Source organism: Thermodesulfobacteriota bacterium, from assembly GCA_030583865.1.
In the GTDB taxonomy this organism is placed as follows: domain Bacteria; phylum Desulfobacterota; class GWC2-55-46; order GWC2-55-46; family GWC2-55-46; genus UBA5799.
The window spans coordinates 328,254-351,985 of sequence record CP129479.1; the positions used below are offsets into that span (position 1 = coordinate 328,254).

The 23,732-nt window shown below is 58.4% G+C and carries 24 protein-coding genes, 1 tRNA gene and 1 riboswitch; of the genes, 9 read left to right on the forward strand and 16 right to left on the reverse strand.

Annotation, left to right across the window (positions count from 1 at the left end):
- The first annotated feature begins 50 nt into the window (after positions 1 to 50).
- Positions 51 to 1,502: a diguanylate cyclase gene (locus QY316_01540; GenBank protein WKZ33118.1), complete on the forward strand. Its 1,452-nt coding sequence runs from the start codon at positions 51 to 53 to the stop codon at positions 1,500 to 1,502.
- A 189-nt stretch (positions 1,503 to 1,691) separates the two neighbouring features.
- On the opposite strand, the gene thiC is transcribed toward QY316_01540, so the two are convergent.
- From thiC to QY316_01595, 11 genes are all read right to left on the reverse strand, one after another.
- Complete coding sequence (thiC, locus tag QY316_01545) at positions 1,692 to 2,960, reverse strand: phosphomethylpyrimidine synthase ThiC (GenBank protein WKZ33119.1); 1,269 nt, start codon at positions 2,958 to 2,960, stop codon at positions 1,692 to 1,694.
- Between the two features lie 51 nt (positions 2,961 to 3,011).
- Positions 3,012 to 3,650 (reverse strand): thiamine phosphate synthase, encoded by a 639-nt coding sequence (thiE, locus tag QY316_01550; GenBank protein ID WKZ33120.1) that lies wholly within the window; start codon positions 3,648 to 3,650, stop codon positions 3,012 to 3,014.
- A 28-nt stretch (positions 3,651 to 3,678) separates the two neighbouring features.
- Positions 3,679 to 4,464 (reverse strand): prolipoprotein diacylglyceryl transferase, encoded by a 786-nt coding sequence (gene lgt, locus QY316_01555; protein WKZ33121.1) that lies wholly within the window; start codon positions 4,462 to 4,464, stop codon positions 3,679 to 3,681.
- 8 nt (positions 4,465 to 4,472) lie between these two features.
- Positions 4,473 to 5,237, reverse strand: a complete 765-nt coding sequence (locus tag QY316_01560) for a thiazole synthase (GenBank protein ID WKZ34140.1) — start codon at positions 5,235 to 5,237, stop codon at positions 4,473 to 4,475.
- A 50-nt stretch (positions 5,238 to 5,287) separates the two neighbouring features.
- Positions 5,288 to 5,488: a sulfur carrier protein ThiS gene (gene thiS / locus QY316_01565; protein WKZ33122.1), complete on the reverse strand. Its 201-nt coding sequence runs from the start codon at positions 5,486 to 5,488 to the stop codon at positions 5,288 to 5,290.
- Positions 5,488 to 6,840 carry a [FeFe] hydrogenase H-cluster radical SAM maturase HydG gene (gene hydG / locus QY316_01570; GenBank protein WKZ33123.1) on the reverse strand — a complete coding sequence of 451 codons (1,353 nt, stop codon included), beginning with the start codon at positions 6,838 to 6,840 and terminating at the stop codon, positions 5,488 to 5,490. The genes thiS and hydG overlap by 1 nt, the downstream gene beginning before the upstream one ends.
- A 104-nt stretch (positions 6,841 to 6,944) precedes the next feature.
- Positions 6,945 to 7,048, reverse strand: a riboswitch (TPP riboswitch).
- Between the two features lie 126 nt (positions 7,049 to 7,174).
- Complete coding sequence (locus QY316_01575; GenBank protein WKZ33124.1) at positions 7,175 to 7,768, reverse strand: response regulator; 594 nt, start codon at positions 7,766 to 7,768, stop codon at positions 7,175 to 7,177.
- Positions 7,769 to 7,859: 91 nt separating this feature from the next.
- The gene (locus tag QY316_01580; GenBank protein ID WKZ33125.1) at positions 7,860 to 9,275 is read right to left on the reverse strand and encodes a hypothetical protein; all 1,416 of its coding nucleotides are present in this window, start codon (positions 9,273 to 9,275) and stop codon (positions 7,860 to 7,862) included.
- Complete coding sequence (locus QY316_01585) at positions 9,268 to 9,666, reverse strand: DUF2304 domain-containing protein (GenBank protein ID WKZ33126.1); 399 nt, start codon at positions 9,664 to 9,666, stop codon at positions 9,268 to 9,270. The genes QY316_01580 and QY316_01585 overlap by 8 nt, the downstream gene beginning before the upstream one ends.
- An 11-nt stretch (positions 9,667 to 9,677) precedes the next feature.
- Positions 9,678 to 10,421, reverse strand: a complete 744-nt coding sequence (locus QY316_01590; protein ID WKZ33127.1) for a glycosyltransferase family 2 protein — start codon at positions 10,419 to 10,421, stop codon at positions 9,678 to 9,680.
- Positions 10,422 to 10,717: 296 nt separating this feature from the next.
- Positions 10,718 to 10,804 (reverse strand) — tRNA-Leu (locus tag QY316_01595).
- A gap of 168 nt (positions 10,805 to 10,972) precedes the next feature.
- Between QY316_01595 and fsa the strand changes: the two genes are divergently transcribed.
- From fsa to QY316_01635, 8 genes are all read left to right on the forward strand, one after another.
- On the forward strand, positions 10,973 to 11,617 hold the full coding sequence (gene fsa, locus QY316_01600; GenBank protein WKZ33128.1) for a fructose-6-phosphate aldolase: 645 nt from the start codon (positions 10,973 to 10,975) through the stop codon (positions 11,615 to 11,617).
- Positions 11,618 to 12,017: 400 nt separating this feature from the next.
- Positions 12,018 to 12,305 carry a Dabb family protein gene (locus tag QY316_01605; protein WKZ33129.1) on the forward strand — a complete coding sequence of 96 codons (288 nt, stop codon included), beginning with the start codon at positions 12,018 to 12,020 and terminating at the stop codon, positions 12,303 to 12,305.
- Positions 12,295 to 14,454, forward strand: a complete 2,160-nt coding sequence (gene rnr, locus QY316_01610; GenBank protein ID WKZ33130.1) for a ribonuclease R — start codon at positions 12,295 to 12,297, stop codon at positions 14,452 to 14,454. The genes QY316_01605 and rnr overlap by 11 nt, the downstream gene beginning before the upstream one ends.
- The gene (locus QY316_01615) at positions 14,451 to 16,127 is read left to right on the forward strand and encodes an AarF/ABC1/UbiB kinase family protein (GenBank protein ID WKZ33131.1); all 1,677 of its coding nucleotides are present in this window, start codon (positions 14,451 to 14,453) and stop codon (positions 16,125 to 16,127) included. Before rnr ends, QY316_01615 begins: the two co-directional genes overlap by 4 nt.
- 287 nt (positions 16,128 to 16,414) lie before the next feature.
- Positions 16,415 to 17,350 (forward strand): bifunctional riboflavin kinase/FAD synthetase, encoded by a 936-nt coding sequence (locus tag QY316_01620; protein WKZ33132.1) that lies wholly within the window; start codon positions 16,415 to 16,417, stop codon positions 17,348 to 17,350.
- A 4-nt stretch (positions 17,351 to 17,354) separates the two neighbouring features.
- Positions 17,355 to 18,227, forward strand: coding sequence for a shikimate dehydrogenase (locus tag QY316_01625; GenBank protein WKZ33133.1), 873 nt, complete (start codon positions 17,355 to 17,357; stop codon positions 18,225 to 18,227).
- On the forward strand, positions 18,224 to 18,952 hold the full coding sequence (locus tag QY316_01630) for a UDP-2,3-diacylglucosamine diphosphatase (GenBank protein WKZ33134.1): 729 nt from the start codon (positions 18,224 to 18,226) through the stop codon (positions 18,950 to 18,952). The genes QY316_01625 and QY316_01630 overlap by 4 nt, the downstream gene beginning before the upstream one ends.
- A 10-nt stretch (positions 18,953 to 18,962) precedes the next feature.
- Positions 18,963 to 19,196 carry a YheU family protein gene (locus QY316_01635; GenBank protein WKZ34055.1) on the forward strand — a complete coding sequence of 78 codons (234 nt, stop codon included), beginning with the start codon at positions 18,963 to 18,965 and terminating at the stop codon, positions 19,194 to 19,196.
- A gap of 452 nt (positions 19,197 to 19,648) precedes the next feature.
- Here QY316_01635 and QY316_01640 read toward each other — a convergent pair whose 3' ends face one another.
- From QY316_01640 to hemB, 5 genes are all read right to left on the reverse strand, one after another.
- Positions 19,649 to 20,113, reverse strand: coding sequence for an RDD family protein (locus tag QY316_01640; protein WKZ33135.1), 465 nt, complete (start codon positions 20,111 to 20,113; stop codon positions 19,649 to 19,651).
- The gene (locus QY316_01645; protein ID WKZ33136.1) at positions 20,106 to 20,312 is read right to left on the reverse strand and encodes a DUF4177 domain-containing protein; all 207 of its coding nucleotides are present in this window, start codon (positions 20,310 to 20,312) and stop codon (positions 20,106 to 20,108) included. Before QY316_01645 ends, QY316_01640 begins: the two co-directional genes overlap by 8 nt.
- 34 nt (positions 20,313 to 20,346) lie before the next feature.
- Positions 20,347 to 21,150 (reverse strand): chlorite dismutase family protein, encoded by an 804-nt coding sequence (locus tag QY316_01650; GenBank protein WKZ33137.1) that lies wholly within the window; start codon positions 21,148 to 21,150, stop codon positions 20,347 to 20,349.
- Positions 21,151 to 21,257: 107 nt separating this feature from the next.
- On the reverse strand, positions 21,258 to 22,475 hold the full coding sequence (gene ahbD, locus QY316_01655; protein ID WKZ33138.1) for a heme b synthase: 1,218 nt from the start codon (positions 22,473 to 22,475) through the stop codon (positions 21,258 to 21,260).
- A 170-nt stretch (positions 22,476 to 22,645) separates the two neighbouring features.
- Positions 22,646 to 23,620 carry a porphobilinogen synthase gene (gene hemB, locus QY316_01660; protein ID WKZ33139.1) on the reverse strand — a complete coding sequence of 325 codons (975 nt, stop codon included), beginning with the start codon at positions 23,618 to 23,620 and terminating at the stop codon, positions 22,646 to 22,648.
- Between the last annotated feature and the right edge of the window lie 112 nt (positions 23,621 to 23,732).

Here is a 23,732-nt window from a genome sequence, read left to right on the forward strand (position 1 = left end):
TTTTGAGTCAAAAAGGCCCTGGCCGCGGCTATTCCGGTCCTGAAAGGCGTATGGGCGTAGACACTATGACAATCGAGAGGACGAACAGCAACAAGGTCCTCATAATCGACGACAACCTCACCAATAAGGCCGCGATCGAGGACGTCCTAGCCGAGAACGGGTTCGAGACCAAAGCCGCTGCTGACGGCAAGGAGGGGCTCCGGATACTCCATGAATGGGTGCCGAATGTAATACTCCTCGACCTGGTCATGCCAGGCATGGACGGAATGAGCGTCTGCCGCGAGATCAGGCGGATGAACATCTCCCCCCGGCCCTCCATAATCATAATCTCCGTTAAGGACGACAAGGAATCCATCGTAAACGCGCTTACGAGCGGGGCCGACGACTTCATAGTTAAGCCCCTGAACGGGGCCGAGCTCGTGGCCAGGGTAAAGGCCCAGAAGAGGATATGCGAATTCTACAGTGAGCTCGAGGAGGACAAGAAAAACCTCGAGACGCTCCTCGACATCACGACGGCAATGGCCGCCACCCTCGACGCCTCGGAGATACTCGGCACCATAGTGGACAAGGTTGCCGCGACGACCAACGCCGTCAGGTGCTCGATTGTGCTGATATCAACGCACGAGAACGAGGGCTACGTGCTCGCCTCACACGAGGACCCGCAGGTAAAGGAGCTCAAGATCGACCTTTCCAAGTATCCCGAGATAAAGCAGGTCATGTCGAGCAAGATGCCGCTCGCGCTCGAGGATGTGCTCGGGAACCCCATAATGTCCCAGGTCCGCGACAATATAAAAGACCTGGCGGGCATGAGCATCCTCATCCTCCCCATAGTATTCAACGACGAGGTCCTCGGCACCCTCTTCCTCAGGACCAGGAAGAAAAAGAACGGGTTCACGCAGAAGGAGATAGACTTCTGCAGGATAGTGGCCAACGCCTCCTTCCACGCGCTCAGGAACGCTCGCCTCTTCGAGAAGGTGGTGAAGGAGAAGGACGTCCTGAAGGAGATGGCCGTAAGGGACCACCTCACTAACCTCTACAACCACAACTTCTTCTATTCGAGGCTCGAAGAGGAGTTCGAGAGGGCGGTTAGGTACGAAACGCCCCTTTCCCTCATAATGATCGACATCGACAATTTCAAGAACATAAACGACACCTACGGCCACAGGGTGGGCGACATGGTCTTGAAGGAAATATCCGCCCTCATCAAGAAGGGCGTGAGGAAGACGGACATAGTGGCCCGCTACGGAGGGGAGGAGTTCTCGGTCATACTCCCGCACACGCTTTTGAAGGGCGCGATCGACGAGGCCGAGAGGCTCCGCGAGATGATAGAGGCGCACGCGTACGCCGGGCTCGTGAACCAGAGGATAACCGTAAGCATCGGGGTCGCCTCATATCCGCAGAAGGGGGCAATGAACTCCGGCGACCTCGTGAACCACGCGGACGACGCGCTTTACAAGGCCAAGTGGAGCGGGAAGAACTGCGTTAAGGTGGCCGAGGTGTAAAGGCAACCTCCAAAAATCGATCTTTTCCCCGGATTCTGTGTCAGGCCGGGAATAAAAATGCTCACATATTATCATATATGCTGCGCTTTTTATTCCCGGCCTTCCTTGACTGCGGGAAAAACCTCTAATTCTTAGAGATTGCCATAAATTGTATTCGGGAAGGAAAGGCGGGCTTTGAGCCCGCCTTTTTTATTTCTGTATCTTTATCGCGCAGAGGCTCCCGCACATGGTGCAGACGCTCTCGTCCTCGGGCGGGCTCGTCTCCCTTATGGCCCTGGCCCTTTTAGGGTCTATCGAGAGCCTTATCTGCTCCTCCCAGTCGAGGGCCTTCCTTGCCCTGGCGAGCCTTATGTCGGCTTCCATAGCGCCCTTGGCCTTTTTCGATATGTCCCCGGCGTGCGCGGCTATGCGCGAAGCCATGACCCCCTCGCGGACGTCTTCGACCGTCGGCAGCCTCAGGTGCTCGCTCGGGGTAACATAGCAGAGGAAATCCGCCCCGGCAGCGGCGGCTATGGCCCCGCCGATAGCGGATGTTATGTGGTCGTATCCCGGCGCTATGTCGGTTACGAGCGGGCCGAGCACATAGAAGGGCGCGCCGTTACAGAGCCGCTTCTGGATGGTTATGTTCGCCTCTATCTGGTCGAGCGGCACGTGCCCCGGGCCTTCTATCATGACCTGCACGCCTTCGTCGAAGGCCATTTTCGCAAGCTCGCCGAGCGTTATGAGCTCATGTACCTGGCCCCTGTCCGTCGCGTCTGCAAGGCAGCCGGGGCGTAGGCCGTCGCCGAGGCTCAAGACCATGTCGTACTTTTTTGCGATCTTCAAGAGCCTGTCATAGCCCTCGTAAAGCGGGTTCTCTTTCTTGTTGAACTTCATCCACTCGGCCGTGAGGGCGCCGCCCCTGCTGACGATACCCATTATGCGCCCTTCTTGCCTTACCCTCTCAACCGAGCTCCGCGTAACGCCGCAGTGGACTGTCACGAAGTCCACCCCGTCCTCGGCATGGGCCTCGATAGAATCGAACATCTCATCCGGCTCGAGCTCTACAAACGACTTGCCTTTCTTTCTGGCGTCATAGGCGGCCTGGTAGATGGGTACGGTGCCTATAGGCACCGTCGATTCGGACATAACTGCCTTCCTTATGGCGGATACGTCCCCGCCGGTCGAGAGGTCCATCACGGCATCGGCCCCGGCTTCGATGGCGGCCCTGAGCTTTGTAAGCTCTTCCTCTATGTCGGCCCTGTCCTGCGAAGAGCCTATGTTGGCGTTGACCTTGGTCCTGAGGCCCCGCCCGACTGCAAGGCCCTGTATGGAGCGGTGCAGCCTGTTTTTCGTGATTACGACAGTTCCGTCCTCAACGCCCTTTCTTATGAAGTCCGGGTCTACGCCTTCGGAGGATGCCGCGCTCCGCATCTCTTCGGTTGTAACGCCCTTGCGGGCGGCCTCAAGCTGTGTCATTTCCGCTCCTTTTTTAGCAACCTCTGATTGTCTAACTTTCAGAGGCTGTCTTTATTCTGTCGTCTGTCTGCAGGCAAGGGCTTTGCCTATAAGCTCCCGTGTAGCCAGCTCCGTATCAGGGCTACCCATTATGGCCGATATGACGGCAATGCGTGCGCCCGCGCCCACTGCTTCTCGTAGGTTCTCTTTATTCAGGCCTCCGAGCGCGTATACGGGTATGGAGAGCGCGGCGGCTGCTTCCTTCAGCTTACCTGTCCCGAGGGGTTCCCCGTACTCAGCCTTTGAGGGCGTGTGAAAGACCGGCCCGAAGGTCACGAAATCCGCGCCCCCGGCCTCAGCCTCCATCGCCTCTTCAAGGGAGTGGGTGGATACGCCTATGAGTTTGCCCGGCCCGAGGAGCTCCCTTGCACGTGATGCCGCGTAGCTCCTGGAAGTAAGGTGCACTCCGTCTGCGCCTGAGATCGCGGCTATGTCCGCCCGGTCGTTAATGAGAAGTTTCGCTCCGTATCCGGAAGCCAGTCCCCGGACCTCCCTTGCAAGGCCAAGTAGCTCCGTCGCCGGAAGGTCTTTTTCCCTGAGTTGCAGAAGCCGTATCCCGCCCGAGAGCGCCGCCTTCAAGGCGCCGAGGAATGCGCCAGGCGGGGCGGCCTTCCTGTCCGTTATCAGATAAACCGGGGCAAGCTCTTTCATTCCAACCTATACCGTTTTGGAGGGCCTTTTATTTTCTCTTTTTTCCCGGGGCCTCCCAGAGCCTCTTGTAGAATATTATGATTATCCCGGCCAGGGCCGCGGCCACGCTTACCGCCTGGGCCGCGCGGAGCGAGTCGAGCATCAGGCTGTCGGCCCTGAAGTGCTCGACGAAAAACCTCCCCATCGAATAAAGGACGATATACGAAGCGAATATGAAGCCGTCCTTATGACCCTTCTTCCGGAGAAAAAACCAGAGTAACGAGAATATGCCCAGGTTTATGAATAGCTCATAGAGCATGACCGGGTGTAGCGGGATTCCCGGGAACTCCGAGCCCGCGGGAGAACCAGGCGGGAAGACGAGCCCCCAGGGAAGGTCCGTGGGCCTGCCGTGAGCGTCCCCGTTCATGAAGTTCCCAAACCTGCCGAAGGCCTGCCCGAGTATTATGGCCGGGGCGACCGCGTCGGCCATGCGCCAGAAAGGGACGCTCTTTTTCCTGAGATAAATCCATGCCGCTCCCAGGCCGCCCAGCAGGCCCCCGTGTATCGCGAGCCCGCCGTGCCATACGGCGGGTATCTCAAGGGGGTTCGCGCCGTAGTAGCCCCAGTTGAACGCGACATAATAGAGCCGCGCCCCGAATATGCCGCCCGCGACGGTCCAGATTATGAAGTTCATGATGTCGTCGCGGTTTAGGCCCAGGCCCTTTCGTTCCGCCTCCCGTATTATGAGGCGGCTCCCGACCAGTATCGCGATGACGTACATGAGCCCGTAGAACCGTATCTCCACCGGGCCGAACTCAAAGAGTACCGGGTGCATTACCTTCCCTACTCTATTACGCCCGAGAGCGGGCTCGATGCCGTGGCGTAGAGCTTCCTGGCTATCCTGCCGGAGCGGTAAGCGAGCCTTCCGGCCTCGACCGCCAGGTTCATGGCCCTTGCCATAGATACAGGGTCCTTTGCCCCGGCTATGCCGGTATTCATCAAGAGGCCGTCGCAGCCGAGCTCCATTGCTATCGCGGCGTCTGAGGCCGTGCCCACGCCAGCGTCAACTATGACGGGCACCTTAACGGTCTCGAGGATTATCCTAATATTGTACGGGTTCCGAATGCCTAAGCCGGAGCCTATGGGCGCGGCAAGGGGCATGACAGCCGCGCAACCTATGTCTTCGAGCTTCCTTGCCATGATGGGGTCGTCGTTCGTGTATGGGAGCACAGTAAAGCCATCCTTTACGAGCACCCGTGCAGCCTCAAGTAGCGCCTCGTTATCGGGAAAAAGGGTCTTTTCATCGCCTATGACCTCAAGCTTCACGAGGTCTGTCTCAAGCGCTTCCCTCGCAAGCCGCGCCGTCCTTACGGCCTCGTCAGCCGTGTAGCAGGCGGCGGTATTGGGAAGGAGCGTATATTTCGGGTCTATGTGGTCGAGGAGAGAATCGCTCCCGCGCTCGAGGTTCACGCGCCGCACGGCCACGGTTATGACCTCCGCGCCAGAGGCCTCGAGCGCCTTTACCATGACCTCGTTCGAGGGGTATTTGCCCGTGCCGACCATCAGGCGGGACTTGAATTCGTAATTGCCTATCTTCAATACGTCCATTGCTACGCTCCTGTCTTTAAGCCAGCCGTTATTTTTAACCCAAAACAAATCTATCCGCCGCCCACCATCCTCACTATTTCCACAACGTCGCCGTCCTTGAGGATAGTCGTGCTTAATAGCCTCTTCGGCACTATCTCGCGGTTCAGGTCTATTGCGATGCCCTGCCTCTTTACGGCGAGGAGATCGAGGAGGGAGTCTATAGTAATCCCCTCGCAGACCTCCATTTTCTCCCCGTTCACCTTTATCTGCATCAGAAATACTGGTCCCTTTTCCCCTTTTCAAGGGCTTCCATCTTCTCTGCGAGCGCCTTTTTTATGCCCTGGTCCTTTACCCCGGCGAGACCCTGGTCAATGGCCCGTTCGACGGAGTCCCTTGTGCCGTTACTGCAAAAGTCCAGGAGGTACTCCTTCAGGGTCAGGACGGCGTTCGCCTGGCAGAACTTCTCCATCTCGCCCGCGACGGTCCTCCCGGTAAAGTCCCCTCCGGTCCTCCCGGCCCTGTAGCATGCGGTGCAGAGGCTCGGGAGAAGGCCTTCGTCGACTACCGACTTCATCACCTCGGCAAGGCCCCTGTGGTCCGTGGTCGAGAACTGCTCGAGGCTCGCCTCCTTGCCGGCGTAGCCGCCGGGGCTGGTCCGGGATGCGGCGCTGAGTTGTGTCGCGCCGGCATGTATGAGCTCTGCCCTTAGACTTGCAGGCTCCCTCGTCGAGGCTACTATGCCGGCGGACGGCACGCTCAGGCGGAAAACCGCCACGATCTTTTTAAGCTCCTGGTCCGTGACGCCCATCGGCACATCCTTCAAGCCGTCCTCCGCTGGCCTGAGCCGCGGTATGGATATCGTATGGGCGTGCGCGCCGAATTTATCATAGAGGTGGAGGGAATGGGCGATGGCAGAGAGCGCGTCGAACCTGTAGTCGTAAAGTCCCAGGAGCGGGCCTATGCCCACGTCGCCGAAGCCCGCCTCCATTGCCCTGTCCATTACCCCGAGCCTGAAGGAGTAGTCCTTTTTCCTCCCGAAGGGGTGCATCTCCTCATAGGTGGGCCGGTGGTAAGTCTCCTGGAAGGACTGGTAGACCCCGGCTCCCGAGGCCTTGAGCTCCCTGAGCGAGTCCGTATCCATCGGGGGGGCGTTCACGTGCACTATGCGGATGCCCGTCCTCCCGTATATGGCCCTTACGCACGAGACGATGTAGTCGAGGCCCCACCTCGGGTCCTCGCCCGTCACAAGGAGGACTCGCTTGAAGCCCATTGACTCAAGAGCCTTTGCCTCTGTCACGGCCTCTTCAACGGAAAGGGCCTTGCGCGCTATTTCGCTTCCGCCGCTCCTGAACCCGCAATATTTGCAGCCGTTCGTGCAATGGTTTGAAAGGTAAAGAGGCGCGAAGAGGACGATGCGCTTCCCGAATACCTTCTCTTTTACCTCTGCCGCGGTCTTTATCAGGAGATCGATCAGGCTCGGCTCCCTTACGGCAAGGAGCATGGCCGCCTCTTCAAGCGAAAGCCCCTTTGCCATTGAGGCGGCCTTGAGCGCCAGGAGGGCATCGGCCTCATTCGGTTCAGGCAGGGACGCCAGGCGCTCTATATTTTCATGGTCGATGAACATCAAAAACCGGTTTCGTCATTAATAATGCGGTCCGGTCAATGCAGGGGGGGCGGGTAATAAAAAAGCCGCCAGACGGCGGCTTTCGGCAAAAATGCCTTTGATATCGAGTGTGTCAGCCGCTTCCCTACGCTGGCATTAACCAGATCAGGTCGTTAGGGTCTTCCCTTCCGGGAACTCTCAGTCCTTGCGGACTCCCCTAGCGTAATTTCCATTAAGGATAGCAGTCCCGGACATTCAAGTCAAATCGAAAAAATGCGGCTGTTTCGGGCGCTGGAATCTAAAAAGGCGTGCGGTTTGAAAGTGGCTTGCCAGGGATCAGGCTACGGGCAGGACGCTACATGAGCTTGCTGACGGAGATGATGCCCTCGGCTATCTCCCTCATCTTCTTGTTCTCTTTCTGGGAATGGGACTGGAGGAGCTTGAAGGCCTCTTCCTCGGAGATGTTGCACCTTTTCATGAGGATGCCCTTGGCGCGCTCGACGAGCTTCCTGGTCTCGATTGCGTCCTTCAGGTCATCGACCTCCACCTTGAGGCTCTTGAATTCCCTGTACCTTGCCATCGCGAGCTTTATGGCGGGCTCGAGCTGCTTTTTTGTGACCGGTTTTACGAGGTAAGCAAAAACGCCGGACTCAATGGCCTTGGTGGCCATCTCGTCGGAGGAAAGGCCTGTTATGAGGATAATCGGCACAGGCCCTTTTGATGTTATGGCCTTTGCCGCGTCTATGCCGTCCATCTGCGGCATCTTGACGTCGAGGATTATGAGTATCGGGTCCAGCTCGGCTGCCATCTCGACCGCAGCCTGGCCGTTTGAGACCGCCTCGACCTGGTAACCTAGAAGCTCAAGCTGGTTCTTCAGAAAAAGCCTGGTCTTTGGGTTGTCCTCGGCTATGAGGACCTTTTTTTCCTGCACAGCTGCCGTAGCCTTCATGACCTTTTATAGCCCTCGCGACTATTTGCGTTACAATAACCTATAACACTGCTTTCAGTCAATATTTTTTTAGTTCCAATGGGTTATGCCGCTACCCGCCGCGCTGCCCCTGCCTGGAGAGGCGAGCCTTCACTATAACGGAAATCAGGCGGAATGCAACCCAATCCAAAGCCAGCACGAAAATCACGAAAAAGCCGATGGAAGCGAGATAGAGCCTGTGCTCCACCAGGGCGTCCCTGATAGGCACGAAACTCGAGGTCGGCGAGAGGATGATGAAAAACCAGAAGACGGAAAAGCCAGCCACCCTTGCCCTGGAGTCCGGGCCCTTTTGCCTCCGGAAAAGGAGAAACAGGCCCAATCCTGCTATGGCCAGCAATATAATGAATGATGCAACCGGCGGAAGGACCGGTATGTTGAGGACCGTTCCCGGCGGGACCGGCGGCGACTTAAGGAACTCCCCGGCCCAGGGAAAATCATAGTCGATATTCTGGTTCACGGGCACAATAAGGAGGGCGATATAGTATACGATGGCATTGAACTGCGTATAGAGGTATTCCTTCGGGCTTACCCCGGAGATGCCGAACCCTGCCGAATCGCCGTATTTGCTCTTTTTTTTCAGATCCTCCGCCCTGTCCTGCGGAGGGGGCGCGCCCGCCTCTTCCGCGTTCGCCTCCGGGACCGTCAGGAATGCCGGGGCGCTTACGGTTTTGATGATCCGTAAGGGCAGGGCGGCTGCGTGCCTTTCCGAGGCCTCGATACTGCTCTCCTGGCCCGGGCGGCTTAAGCCGCCGAGCGGCGCTATGGTCGTCACCGTGAAATAGGCGAAGAGGGCGGCAAGCAGGCCGTATACCGGCCATCTCGAGAGCATCTCACGGCACCTACCCTTTGCCATGAAGCAGAGGTCATACAGGAGGATGACGGCAGGCAGGGTATAGGCGACCTCCTTGGAGACGAAGGCAAGGAAATAGGAGGCAGCAACACCCGCGTACATGAATGCCTTTTTCACGGGGGCGGATGAGGAGGCCCCCCGGACGAAGAGCAGGAGCGAAAGGAGATAGAACCCGGCAGACAGGGATTCCATCCGCTGCACTATGTATGTGACCGCCTGGGTCTGCACAGGGTGCACGGCAAAAAGGAGCGCGGAGAACGCGGCGAACCTCCTGGAGTCCGGCCCGTCCACATGGGCCAGCCTGAAGGTGGCAAGGAGGAGGAAGTAGGCCAGAAACGAGTTGAGGACGTGCACCGCGAGGTTGACCGCGTGGTAGCCCCAGACCTCAAACCCTCCTGCCGCGTAATTCAGGGCAAAGGTGTACTGGGTAAGGCCCCTGGTGTTCTCGACTATGAGCCAGAAATTGCCGAGGTCGCGAAGCAGCAGGTTCTCGAGCGTCTGCGAGTCGTCGAACTGAAGCGGCGCGCCAAACGAGTTGGAATAGGCGGCAAGCGTGAGGAGGGCCATGAAGAGCAGGAAGGCCGGGGTGAACCAGCGGTGCGAAAAAAGCCTAATCATCAGGGAGCCCCGCTCCCTTGCCCTTCCCCTTGCCTGAGAGGTCTATGCCGGACTCCTTCAGGGCGTTCTTGATGAGCGTAAGCTCCTGGCTCAAGACCTTGTTCTTCTCGTGGAATATCGAGATTACGACCGAGAAGTGGAGGTTAATGAGGAGCACGAAGAGAAAGGCCACGAGGAAGAGGAGCGAAGGGGGATAAGCGACCCCGATTTTTTCGGCGAAGGTGTCAAGGAGCTCTTTTTTTAGGGAGAGGGCCAGTATTATTATCGCCGCGGCAAGCCAAAGCACCGAGTATTTCTCCTTGAGAAGCCCCCGCCTGATGAAATCTATCACTATGCCGAAGAGCAGCACCGACCCGAGTATCGCGACTATCTGGACAAGGTACATGGTCATCCCCTCCGGGCCTAAGCCCTCTTAATGAGGTCCACCAGGATGGCCAGGAGGACCTTGGCCATGTAATAGACGGACTTCATGGGGGTTATCGAGGAGCGCCCGCCGGCCCTCTTGGCCATTTCAACCGGGACCTCCATTACCCGGAAGCCTTTTTTATGGAGGAGCACCAGCGCCTCCACCTCCGGGTAATCGTCGGGGTACCGGGAGCTGAAGAACTCGATGCAGCTCCTGCCTGCCGCCCTGAACCCTGAGGTGGTATCGGTCATGCGCTCCCTGATTATGGCCGAGACGAGCCTGGAGAAAAATACCATGCCTGCGCTCCGGGCAATGGACGGCCTGTATTCGCCCATGCCGAGGAACCTCGAGCCCACGACCATTTCCGCCTTTCCCTCGGCCACCGGCCTGACAAGGTCGATTATCTGGTCGGCCGGGTGCTGGCCGTCGCCGTCAACCTGCACCGCGATGTCGTACCCGCGGCGGAGGGCGTACTTGTACCCGGTCTGCATTGTGGCGCCGATGCCCAGGTTGTATATGTGATTGAGGACGGTAACGCCGAGCCCTTCCGCGACCGCGCCAGTGCGGTCGCTGGAGCCGTCATTGACTACCACTATGTCGGCCCCGGGGGCGTGCTTCCGGACAAGGGAGATTACGCCGCCAATGGAAGCCTCCTCGTTAAAGGCCGGGATTATTACGAGTATTTTCTTATCAGGCACCATTGGCGCGGGCAGGGTCCGTTGACGGAGGCGTTCTGTCATGACGGGGTACGGATTCCTCGCAGTGGTTCTCTTAAAAAGAAGGGGATAGGGCCTGTCTCCGGTTTCCGACTACTTTCCTCAATTGTTCTTTTTTACCGGCGCTCGCAAACTGTTCTCGTCCCGCCGCCTGAAACCAAATCTGGTGCCGAAGGGGGACTCGAAGGGCTCCGCTCCGGCCTCCCGGCCGTTCGCTCTGCCCCGCGTTTGCTCGCTTACGGCCTTTCTCCCGAAAGGCCTCATCCTCGCGCTGCTCGGCGCTCGCAAACTGTTCTCGTCCCGCCGACTGAAACCAAATCTGGTGCCGAAGGGGGGACTCGAACCCCCACAGGCTTTCACCCACAAGAACCTGAATCTTGCGCGTCTGCCAATTCCGCCACTTCGGCATCATTATCGGCGCTCCCGGCACTGGCCGCCGGACGCCAATTAAGCCTTGAAATGAAGCCCTGTTTCAGGCTATCATTCGGCTTTAAAAACCGGGCAATGCCTGAACATAGTCTCTCGACAATTTGAAATCTTCGCACAGCGGAAAACTTTAGTCAAGGGAGTTTTTGATGAAGTTCTTTATAGATACTGCCAATTTGGAGGAAATACGGACAGCGGACGAGTGGGGCCTCATAGACGGGGTTACGACCAACCCAACGCTTGTCGCAAAGGAAAAATGCGACTTCAGGGAACGGATACTGGAGATCTGCTCGATAATCGACGGCCCGGTAAGCGCCGAGGCCGTATCCCTTGACGCAGCCGGGATCATCTCCGAGGCCAGGGAGCTTGCGAAGATACACAGGAACGTGGTCGTCAAGGTGCCTATGACCCTCGAAGGGCTCAAGGCCGTGAAGGCCGTAAGCAAGGACGGCATCAAGACCAACGTGACGCTCGTATTCTCGCCTGTGCAGGCCCTTATGGCCGCAAAGGCCGGCGCCACATACGTGAGCCCTTTCATAGGGAGACTCGATGACATCTCGCATGTGGGCATGGACCTTATCGCCCAGATACTCGAAATATACTCGAATTACGGGTTCACCACAGAGGTCATAGCCGCGAGCATCAGGCACCCTGTGCACGTCCTCGATAGCGCGGTCATGGGCGCCCATGTGGCTACCATCCCGTTCAAGGTGCTTGAGCAGCTCTCAAGGCACCCGCTCACCGACTCAGGCATTGAGAAGTTCCTGAAGGACTGGGAAAAGGTCCCGAAGTAGGCCTGACCGGTCCTTTTTTAAAAAGCGCTGTACGAAAGCAAGCCGGAATCGACGAGACCAGCCGAAGCATGTTCCTTCAGGCCGCCCGGAATTGTGCGGCCCCATTCCTTTTACATTCGATGGATTCGCCCCCAAGGCGAGTAGCGGATATAATCTAACAGGTGGTTGAAAAAGTCCTTGCTGGACTTTTTCAACCACGGCTTGGCCGGAATGAATCCGTCCAAGCCTCACAAATTGCTCGACTTTTCAAGTTTTCGCAATTTGGCAATCCATCCGTGGATTGCTCGGCGGGGTGTTTTTCAACACCCTGCTAATATCGGGACCGCCCCCAGCCCGCTCACTCGGGTGCGCACCTTTATCCCAAGGGCTTTGGGCCGGTCTTCCGTGAAAGAGGTGAGAAGTGGTCGTCCATGTAGTGTTATTCAAGCTCAAGGACAGGTCGCCCGGCGCGATAGCCAGGGCGGCTGAAATCCTGAGAGGGCTCGAAGGCAAGGTCCCGGTCATAAGGAAGATGGAAGTAGGGGTGGACGTATTGAGGTCGGAACGCTCCTACGACATAGCCCTGACGGTAAGGTTCGAAAATCTCCATGACCTAGAAGCCTACCAGGCGCACCCCGAGCACGTAAAAGTGGCGGAGTACATCGCGTCTGTAAGGGAGTCGGTCGCGGTAGTGGATTATGAGGAATAACAAAAGGGAAGACCCGCGCAATATCGTGCTCCGGTTCATGGAGGAGGCCTCTCCCGGCCCCCTGACCCTGAGGGAGCTTGTCCATGCCTTCGGGGTCCCGAGGGCCGAGAGGGACGGGTTCAAGCGAGTTGTAAAGTCGCTCGTCTCCGAAGGCCTTCTTATAAAAACCAGGGGCGGAAGGTTCGGCCTGCCGTCGAGGATGAACCTCGTGACCGGCGAACTTATATGCCATCCGGACGGCTTCGGGTTCGTGGTCCCGGAGGAAAGGCGCGAAGAGGGGGATATCTTTATCGGGAGCCGCAAGCTCTCAGGCGCCATGCACGGAGATACAGTCGTCGCGAGGGTCGAAGGCAGCAAGCGCGGAGGCAAGCGAGAAGGCTCGATAATAAGGATAACCTCAAGGGCGCATAAGACCATAGTCGGAAGGTTTGAGCTCGCAAGGGGCTTCGGCGTGGTAATCCCGTCGGATGAGCGGATAACCAACCAGATAATAGTCCCTCTCAAGGAGGCAGCGGACGCGCCACACGGAAGGATTGTCTCAGCCGAGATAACCCGCTGGCCCGCGAGGGAGATGGCCGCGACGGCAAAAATTATCGAGGTGCTCGGCGACCCTGACGACCCGGACGTGGAAGCGGACGTGATACTCCGAAAATACGGGCTCTCGAACAGGTTCCCGGCCGCGGTCATGCACGAGGTCAAATCCGTACCGAAAGAGGTCTCCCCTAAGGAGATGCGGGGCAGGACGGACCTCCGCGAAAGGAAAGTCTTTACGATCGACGGCGAGACCGCCAGGGACTTTGACGACGCGGTCTCCATAGAAAAGACCCCCCGAGGCTACAGGCTCTGGGTCTCCATAGCGGACGTGAGCCATTACGTAACGGAGGGGTCCGGGATAGACAAGGAGGGATACGCAAGGAGCACGAGCGTATACTTCCCGGACAGGGCCATCCCCATGCTCCCCGAGGCCCTCTCGAACGGCATATGCAGCCTTAACCCGCGGGTCGACAGGCTGACCATGACTGCGGAGCTCGAGTTCGACGAAGCGGGTGTGCCCAAGGGGAAAAAGTTCTACGAGAGCGTCATCCGTAGCGTCGAGAGGATGACCTACACGGACGTTAAGAAGCTCATACTTGACGAAGACCCGGCGCTCTCTGCGAGGTACGCGCACATAGTCCCGGACCTCAAGCTAATGGCCGTGCTCGCGGAAAAGCTGCGGGAGAGGCGGGCCGAGAAGGGCTCCATAGACTTCGACCTCCCGGAGCCGCAGATAATCATCGATATCGAGGGCAGGGTCGAGGACATAGTCAAATCCGAGAGGAACATAGCGCACAGGCTCATAGAAGAGTTCATGCTCGCCGCGAACAGGGCGGTTGCCGAGGAGTTCTCCCGCCTGGCGCTCCCGTTCCTGTACCGCGTCCACGAGGAGCCGGGCGAGGACTCAATAGCGGACTTCAAAGAGTTCCTCTCGGCATTCGGCATACGCTTCAGCCCCGAGGGTCCCAAGTCCTTCCAGGCCGTGCTTGAGAAGGTAGAGGGGAGGCCCGAGGAAAAACTGGTGAACCATGTGCTCCTGCGCTCCATGAAGCAGGCGGTCTACTCCGAGGAGAACGCGGGCCACTTCGGGCTCGCCTTCGACGACTACACGCATTTCACCTCGCCCATAAGGAGGTACCCGGACCTCATCGTCCACAGGCTCTTGAAGCTACTCCTTAAAAAGAAATACGGGGCGGAGACCAGGGAGAGGATGGAGGCGTACCTGCCGTCAGCCGCGGGCCACACCTCGGCAAGGGAGAGGAAGGCGATGGAGGCCGAGAGGGAGATAGCTGACCTCAAGAAGTGCCAGTTCATGAAGGACAAGGTCGGCGAAGTATACGGGGGGCTAGTATCAGGGGTGACGAGCTTCGGCTTTTTCGTGGAGCTCAAGGACTGGTTCGTAGAAGGCCTCGTGCACGTCTCAATGCTCACGGACGACTATTACATCCATGACGAGAAGCGGCACGCCCTCGTGGGCGAAAGGACGAAAAGGGCCTTCAGGCTGGGCGACGAGGTAGTGGTCAAGGTCGCGTCGGTCGACCTTGAAAGGCGGCGGATTGAGCTCGTCCTTGACGAGGAGCGGCCCCAAAGGGCCGGGAGAAAGGGTCGCAGATGAGCCCTTTGAGGGTCCATATGGCCTATAAGAGCGCGAAGAGGCTCCGCGAGATCGCGAGCGTGCTCGTGCGCCACGGTTTCTATCCCCTCATGGAAAGACTCCGCCTTGCAAGGCTCGTATCCATACCCCTCAGGTTCGCCGGTAAAAGGAGGAAGGACCGGCTTACCGAGCCCGTGAGGGCCCGCCTCGCCATGGAAGAGCTCGGCCCCACCTTCATAAAGTTCGGGCAGATACTCTCTACGAGGCCCGACGTCGTCCCGCACGAATACATAATCGAATTCCTCAGGCTCCAGGACTCAGTAAGCCCGCTCCCCTTTGACGAGATGCGGAAGGTCATAGAGGCCGAGTTCGGCAGGCCCGTCGAGGATGTGTTCTCCTCGATAGACGAGGCCCCTGTCGCCGCCGCGTCCATAGCCCAGGTACACAGGGCAATCACCCGGGACGGCGGCGAGGTCGTAGTAAAGGTTAAGAGGCCCGGCATAGAGGAGGTCATAAACACCGACATAGCCATACTCAGGTACATGGCGCGCCTGGCCTTGAAGTACATACCGGAGAGCAGGCTTTATGACCCCGCAGGGATGGTCGAGGAGTTCTCGAGGGTAATAAGGAGGGAGATGGACTTCAGCCTCGAGGCCAGCTACATGGAGAGGTTCAGGGAGAACTTCTCCGGCGACCAGAGGGTGAAGGTGCCGAAGGTCTACTGGGACCTGACCGGCAGGGGCGTCCTCACGATGGAGCGCGTCACGGGCATAAAGGTCGACCAGGTAAAGAGGCTCAAGGAGGAGGGCATAGACACGGAGTCCATCGCCCACCTCATAGCGGACATATTCTTCAAGCAGGTCTTCGAGTTCGGCCTCTTCCACGGCGACCTGCATTCAGGGAACATATTCGTCCTCTCGAAGGACACCATAGCGCTCGTGGACTTCGGCATAGTCGGCAGGATCGGGCCGGAGATGAAACAGGACCTGGCGGACATCCTCATAGGGATAGCCACGCAGGATATCGAGTCCACCGTAAAGGTGTACCAGAGGATGGGCATACTGCCCGAGGCGATCGACAAGACCGCATTCGAGATGGAATACCATGATATAATCCTCCAGTACTTCGGAAGGCCGCTCAAGCACGTAAAGATAGGGGAGCTGCTGCTCGACTACATAAGGCTGGCCGCGCGCCACGAGATACGGCTTCCGAGGGAGCTCCTCCTTTTCGACAAGTGCATAATAGAGCTCGAAGGGCTCGCGCGGGTGCTTTATCCTGACGTGAACATCCTCGAAGAGAGCGAGCCTTACGCCAGGAGGCTCTTCGTGGAGAGGATGAGCCCGAAGTCGATCGCCGAGTCGGCGCTCTCGGCCGCGTCGGACTACAAGGACCTCGCGGCCGAGTTTCCCTCCCAGGCAGGCAGGCTTATGAAAAAGGTGCTGGACGATAGACTGAGGATAGAGTTCCTCCACAAGGGCCTCGAGGACTTCATGGGCGAGGTGGACAGGTCCTCTAACAGGCTCACCTTTGCGGTCATCATCGCGGCCCTCATAATAGGCTCCTCGCTCGTTATAGCGGCAGAGGCCGCGCCGAAGCTACTGGGAGTCCCGGCCCTGGGCGTCCTCGGGTTCGTAATAGCCTCGGTCCTGGGCTTCTGGCTGGCAGTACAGATACTGAGGTCGGGGAAGTTCTGAGCGACCCTGATGCAGCTCTAAAAATTGATCTTTTCCCCGGACTCTGCGCAGGCGCGGACTAAAAATGCTCACATATTGTCATATATGCTCCGCTTTTTATTCCGGCCCTTCCTTGATTGCGAGGAAAATCTCAAATTTTTAGAGAAACGGTCAGAAACCCCCGGCCTTTCAAGGCCGGGGATGAATGGCCGCCCGTAGCGAAGCCAGCGTAAGCTGGCGTAGCGGAGGCAATATCGCCTCACGGTTTCCCGATACCCCGGCCTTCAGGCCGGGGAGAGGTTCATAGCTTGCCTATCCATATGCAGATATACCGTGATTCGAAAAGACTGAGTAAAAAGATCGGGAACCCGGTCCTTACGCTCGGCAACTTCGACGGCCTCCACCTGGGGCACCAGAAGATTTTGAGAAAGGTAATGGAAAGGGCCAAAAAGCTCGGCTGCCCTTCGGTAGTCTATACCTTCGAGCCGCACCCGCTTAAAGTTATTGCCCCTGAGAAGAGCCCTCCTCTCATACTGGACCCGGCGAAAAAGGCCGAGCTCGTCGAGTCTTTCGGAATCGACTACATGGTCGTCGCGAGGTTCACGAAGGAGTTCGCCGCAAAGCACCCTGTGGAGTTCGTCATGGAGGAGCTTGTCCCGCTCGGAGTAAAAGAGGTCTGGGTGGGGCACGACTTCTCCTTCGGGAAAGGGAAGGCGGGAACGGTCGCATACCTTGAGGAGCTGGGCCGCGAGCTCGGCTTCAGCGTCCGTGTCACACCGGCATACCGGAAGGGCGGGGAAGTGGTCAGCAGCTCCCGCATAAGAAGGCTCGTTGGCGAGGGCAGGGTGGGCGAGGCGGGAAGGCTCCTCGGCAGGCCCTTTTCCATAAGGGGCAGGGTGGTGCGGGGCATGGACCTCGGCAAAAAAATAGGTTTCCCCACTGCCAACCTCGAGGCAAGAAGCGAGCTCCTGCCTGCCGACGGGGTTTACGCGGCCTTCGCCATCATCGGAGGAAAGAGGCATAAGGCCGTGGTCAACGTGGGGACCGCACCGACATTCGGCGGTAAAAAGCGTTGCGTCGAGGCCCATATACTTGGATTCCGGGGCGACATCTATGGTAAAGATATCGAGGTGGAGTTCGTAAGGAGACTCAGGGGCGAGAAGGCGTTCGCGTCAAGGGAGGCCCTTGCGCGCCGTATAATGATGGATGCGGAAAGGGCGGAAAGGTTGCTGATCTCAAGGTGAAGGGATGAAGATAAACGGCAACACGAAGATAACGGGGATATTCGGCGACCCCATAGGCCACACCCTCTCCCCGGCCATGCACAATGCCGCTTTCAACGCGCTCGGGCTGAATGCCGTGTACGTCCCGTTCCATGTGAAATCCGATCTTCCGGGCGGGCTCAAGGCCGCGGTGGAATCCATAAGGGCGCTCGGCCTTCTCGGCGTGAACGTCACAATACCACATAAGGAAAAGGTGCTTAAGTATCTCGACGAGATAGAGCCGCACGCAATGGACCTGGGCGCGGTGAATACCATCGTCAACAGGGGAGGGAAGCTCATAGGATACAATACAGACGGCGCCGGCTATCTCCTCAGCCTTCGCGACGAGACGGGCTTCAAGGCTGCGCGGAAGAGGGTCGTCGTCATAGGGGCAGGCGGAGCTGCAAGGAGCATTGTTTATTCCATGCTTGCGGCAAAGCCCGTTTCCGTAGTCATAGCAAACAGGACGCTCAGGAGGGCCGAGGTGCTTGCCGGGAGCTTTGCCCGGAAGTTCGGCTCGACCGACATAATCGCCGCCCCGCTTGATAAGGACTCCCTTTTCGAGCACTGCGTCAAGGCCGACCTCGTTGTAAACACCACATCAACGGGCATGATGGGAAAGGGCGAACTCGACTTGCCGCTTGGCGCGCTCCCGGCCAGGGCGATAGTATCTGATATCGTTTACAGGCCGTTAAGGACCGGGCTCATAAAAAGCGCCGGAAAGCGCGGGCTCAAGACCCACGGGGGGCTCGGGATGCTGGTACGCCAGGGCGCGATAGGGTTCGAGCTCTGGACCGGGAAGAAGGCGCCTGTAAAGGTAATGGAAGCGGCAGCTCTTAAGGCGCTCAGGATAAAATGAAGACGGTCTTTGTGGCTGACGCCCACCTGAAGGGCGAAGGCGACCCGCACCAGGCAAGCCTTGTAGGGTTTCTGGATTCCATCGATTCCGGGAATCTCGCTATCCTCGGCGACCTTTTCGATTTCTGGACCGGCTCGAATAGCGTTGTTGAGAGGGCCTACAGGCCGGTCCTGGAAAGCCTCCTGCGCCTCCGGAAGCGGGGTGTCGGGATCATCTACTTCGAAGGCAACCACGACTTCAGAATGGGCCCTTTCTTCACGAACGACCTCGGGGCGAAGGTCTGTCCCGGCATGGAAGAGATCTCAATGGACGGAAAAAGGTTTCTTGCGGGCCACGGGGACACTGTCTCAATGACGACGGGCTACAGGCTTTGGAGGGCGTATCTCAGAAGCCCGCTTTTCAGGGCAATGGCCGTTGCCGCGACCCCCGGGGGCGTATGGGCCATAGCAGGCATGCTCTCCAGAAAGAGCAGGGGAAACGCCCTCAGGTACGGCTCATCCGGGAACATCACGGAATCGGTTCTCAGAAAATTCGCTGCCGAGAAGATAGCGGGCGGGTTTGATGCGGTGGTCCTGGGCCATTCCCACGAGCCGGGCGTGCATGCAATCGAATCCGGCGGGAGAAAAGGCGTTTACGCGAACCCGGGAAGCTTTGCTTCCCGGGGCACCTATCTCGTTTACGAGAAGGGAGTGTTCAGCGTAAAGAGCTGGAAGGCTTCATGCTGAAGGATACATGATGGAGATACCATATCATCTTCTTACGGATGACGCGCTTACCGGGCTCATAGAGGAGTTCGTCACGAGGGAGGGCACTGACTACGGCCCGGGAGTCTATACCCTTCAAGAGAAAACCGCACAGGTCAGGCAACAGCTCGAAAAGGGGCTGGCTGTCATAGTGTATGACGAGCACAACGGGAGCTGCAGCATAGTGGCGGTTGATCGGCATGCGCCAGCAAAGGCTGGCCGATAAATATCACGAAACACTTCCAAAAAGCCATTTACGCGCTGCCGCGCTTTTCGGCATAAGGCTCCGCTCTCGTTCCGCCTCCATCCTCTCCCTCCCACAACCTGGCAAAGACCAGAAATTCATGGCGCGCACAGCGCGCCATGCAGTGGTACGCTCGCCTTACCCTCGCTGTTTTCTGAAATACAAAAAAATTCTGTTTTGTTTCCAGAAATAACCCGGGCATAAGGCGGAGCGAACATGGGGATGGGGGAGGGGCGGGCGAGGCGGGGCAGCAGGAGCGAGGCCCCAAGGGGCCGAGCGACATAAGGGCCGAGCCCGGAGGATGGAGGCAGAACGAGAGCGGAGCCTTATGCCCAAAAAGAGCGCGGCAGCGCGCAAAAGGCTTTTTGCAAAAGCGAAAAGCGTTTAAAAAATCTCGCCGGTCTAATCGATAAGAGAGGGATTTGTTGCAGACCCTATTTCTTCGAGACGGCCACAACCGTCCCCGCCACCCTGTCCCCGAACCTGGCCCCCCGTTCGTCAGTGTAGACGAGGACCAGCTCGAATGCGCCTACTGCGAGCGTGGCCGCAAGGAACAGGAGCTTCCCGAGATAGGGTATCCAGCCGACAATAAACCAGAATACGATGAGGAGCGCGAATGGCGAGTTCCGGATTATCGACCTCTTGAAGTCGCACGGTTCGCCTGTCTCAGCCAGAACGGCCCTGAGTCCTATGACTCGCTTGCCGAGGCTCTGCCCGCCCCATATGCCGTCGGAGATGAGGATGTATGTCAGGGCCGCGAGCGGCCCCACGAAGGTCGGGAAGGCGAAAAAGGCGCAGGTTATGAGGAGGTCTATGAACTTCGCGAGGAACCGCTCGAGCGCCTCGGCCTTCTGGAAGGGCACTGTTTCGGTTCCCATATATACATAACCATCAGTCACTGTCGCCTCCTTCTGCGGCTTCCCTTTCCGCCTCCTCGCGCGTGAAAAGGAGAAAGGCCATGGACGGCCTCTTCGAGGAATCCCTCATGGCGAAATGGAGGCTCTCGAGCCTCCAGCCTTCCGGTGTAAGCGAGTTGAGCGCCCCTTCGATTGTCTCGTCGGTTACTGTCGAGAGCTCTACGACCTTGTACCTGAGCATGGCTTTTTAACGTCCCGTTCGGCCCCTGGTCACTTCATTCCGCCTTCATCGGGCTCTGGTATGCGGCCCTCCCCACAAAAAAGGGCCCCATCTCCTGGATGTATGCCGAGGTCTGCCTTGTCCCCCTCATCGTCTGCACGAGAGCGGAAAGGGGGTGGAGCTCGTTTCCGATGAGCCCGATTACGAAGTCGTTGTCGTTCTGGTCGAGCCCGTTGGAGACGAGCCTTACGTCGTGGCCAAGGTCGGCCTTCCCGAATGCCCTGCCGATTACGCCGTGCTCCATAAGCATTGCCGCCTGCTCCTCCTTCGGGAGCCGGGCGAACTCGCCGGTCCTCCGGAGCGGATACCAGACCGCCCAGGGCCAGTCGGCGTTAAGGACCACACGCCTGGTCCTTTTAAGCAGCCAGTCCTCGAGGTCTTCCTCATGACCGAGGCCGTAGGTGCGGCCGAGCATCGAATACTCGCGCCGGAGCTCGAGTTCCCCGAAACCGGGGCCGTTCAGCATCTCCCTGAGCGCGGTCGTGAAAAATTCCGGGTCCTGGCTCATGGTGACGAGGCCTACGCCCTGCGGGTCGTGGATGTCGAGGTAGAGAGCCGCCTCGATACCGGCTTTCTCAATTGATTTTATCAGAGGTTTTGGGTCCTTGCAGCGGGTGAAGACGTTCAGCTGGACGAAAAGGCGCCTGTTGAGGCGCTGGCGCACCCCGTCCTTCATGCCGCCCTTTTCGCTTACATCCACGAGGGCTTCGAGGTCGATGCCCCCGCCCCCGGGCGGCTTCGCGCCAGGCGCGCCTCCGTGGTGCCTTCCAGGATGTCCGGGCTTCTCATTTTCAGTCATGCGTATCTCCAGCGTGAATAGGGGAATGGCGGGGAGTCCATGTGTTCTTATAGAAAAAAGGCCGGCTGGCAAATAAAACATCGCCGCCGGCCTGCTGGAATCGGTTTTCAGACCTTTTCGCCGTGACGCTCCGCGTGCGCCTTCTTCGCGGCGTCAGAGGGCTGATAGGTGCAGAACGGCTCCTCGTCCATGTAGTCCCCGGTAAAGGCGAAGGCCCTTGCCCTGCACCCGCCGCAGACCTTCCTGAACTCGCAGTAGCCGCACCTGCCGTTATAGTCGTCCCAGGCCCTCATCTCCTGGAAGACCTTGGAGTTGTCCCATACGACATGGAAGGGCTCCTTCCTTATGTCCCCGCACTCGACGTCAAGGAAGCCGCATATCTGTACCTTGCCGGTATTGGAGACGAAGGCGAAGGACTGCCCTCCCATGCACCCCTTGCTCATGGCGTCGAGGCCGTGGGTCTCGGGCGTTACGGTTACGCCCTTCTCGCGCTCCTTCTGCCTGAATATCCTGTAATAATGCGGGGCGCAGGTGGGCTTGAACTGGAGCGGCACCCTGTCCCTCATCTCGTAGAACCAGGAAAGGGACTTCTCGTACTCCTCCGGGGATATCTCCTGGTCTTTCAATTGCGCGCCCCTGCCGGTGGGCACCAGGAGGAACGGGTGGTGCGCGACCGCCCCGAGCGATATTACGAGCTCGAGTATCTTCGGAAGCTCAGCCAGGTTGTGCCTGGTGATGGTGGTATTTACCTGGAACGGGAGGCCGACCTTCTTTACGTTCTCGATGGCGGTCATGACGCTCGCGAACGCGCCCGGAACGCGCCTGAAGTTGTCGTGGCTTTCGGCGGTCGCGCCGTCTATGGAGAAGCTAACGCGCTGTATGCCGGACTCTATCATCTTCCTGGCGGTCTCCTCGGTCACGAGGAAGCCGCAAGGGGCCATGACCATCCTCAAGCCCAGCTTGGTGCCGTACTTGGCAATGTCCCAGATGTCGTCCCGGAGCATGGGCTCGCCGCCGGTCATTATCATTATGGGGTTCGAGAACGAGGCCACGTCGTCGAGGAACTTGAAACACTCCTCGGTAGTGAGCTCGTTGGGGTAGGGGCCGAACCTGGCCGCCGCCCTGCAGTGTATGCAATCGAGGTTGCATGACCTCGTAAGCTCCCAGGCGATGAGCTTCGGGAGCCACTTCCTTCCGCCGCTCTTGTCGTTCTGATTATGGCCCCCTCCGTGGCCGCCGGGATGTCCACCAGGATGTCCGTGGCCGTGCCCTCCCTTCATACCTGGCACCTCGTGGGGATGGCCTTTTGGCATGCTGCCGTGCATAAGGTACTCTCCTTTTTGCAGACTGCTGAAAAAATCCATCTGCTTCGTTGTCTTCGTCGCTCGTCACTAAGGCGTATACAAACATACGCCTCATTCCTCGCTCCCCTGTTCCTAATGGGGCCTCGCAAAGAGCTTTTTGAGCAGCCCAAGAATTTTGCGATTTCGCAAATTTACTTGCCGAGGAGCCTTGCCGCTTCCTTGGCGAAGTATGTGAGTATGAGGTCGGCCCCGGCGCGTTTTATCGAGGCCAGGGACTCCATCATGGCCCTGTCCCCGTCAAGCCAGCCCTTTGCGGCTGCGGCCTTTATCATGGAGTACTCGCCGCTTACGTTATATGCCGCGACCGGGTAGCCGAACTCGTCCTTTATTCTCCTTATTATGTCGAGGTACGGGAGCGCGGGCTTCACCATCACTATGTCCGCCCCTTCCTCTATGTCGAGCGCCGTCTCCCTCAGGGCCTCGTCCGTGTTGCCAGGGTCCATCTGGTAGCTACGCCTGTCCCCGAACTGCGGGGTGGACTCTGCCGCGTCCCTGAAAGGGCCGTAGAACGCGCTCGCGTATTTTGCCGAATAAGCCATTATGGGTATGTTCGAAAAGCCGCCCTCGTCGAGCGCGTCCCTTATGGCGCCCACCCTGCCGTCCATCATGTCCGAGGGGGCCACCATGTCGGCCCCTGCCTCGGCATGGGAAAGGGCCTCCCTGCACAGGAGCTCGAGTGTGGCGTCGTTGTCCACGTCCCTATCCCGTATGATACCACAATGGCCGTGGGAAGTGTACTCGCACATGCATACGTCGGTTATGACCGCGAGCTCCGGGGCCGCCGACTTTATGGCCTTTATGGCCTCCTGCACCGGGCCGTGGGGGTCGAACGCGCTCGTGCCCTCCGCGTCCTTCTTCTCGGGGATGCCGAAGAGTATTACGGAAGGGATGCCGAGGGAACGTATCTCCTTCGCCTCTTTCTTCATGTTGTCCACCGAGAGCTGGAACTGGCCGGGCATGGACTTTATCTCTTTCCTCACGCCCTTCCCGTAAGTGACGAAGAGGGGGAGGATGAAGTCGGCGGGGGAGAGCGTTGTCTCCCGGACCATCCTCCTTAACGTCTCGGTCTTCCGTAGTCTTCTCGGGCGGTAGATGGGAAAGTTCATTGTTTGTCACCTTCTCTCTTTTTTAGCAGGCTGCTCAAAATGTCCATCTGCTTCGTTGTCATCGTCGCTGGCTACGAAGGCGTATGCAAAAATACGCCTCATTCCTCGCTCC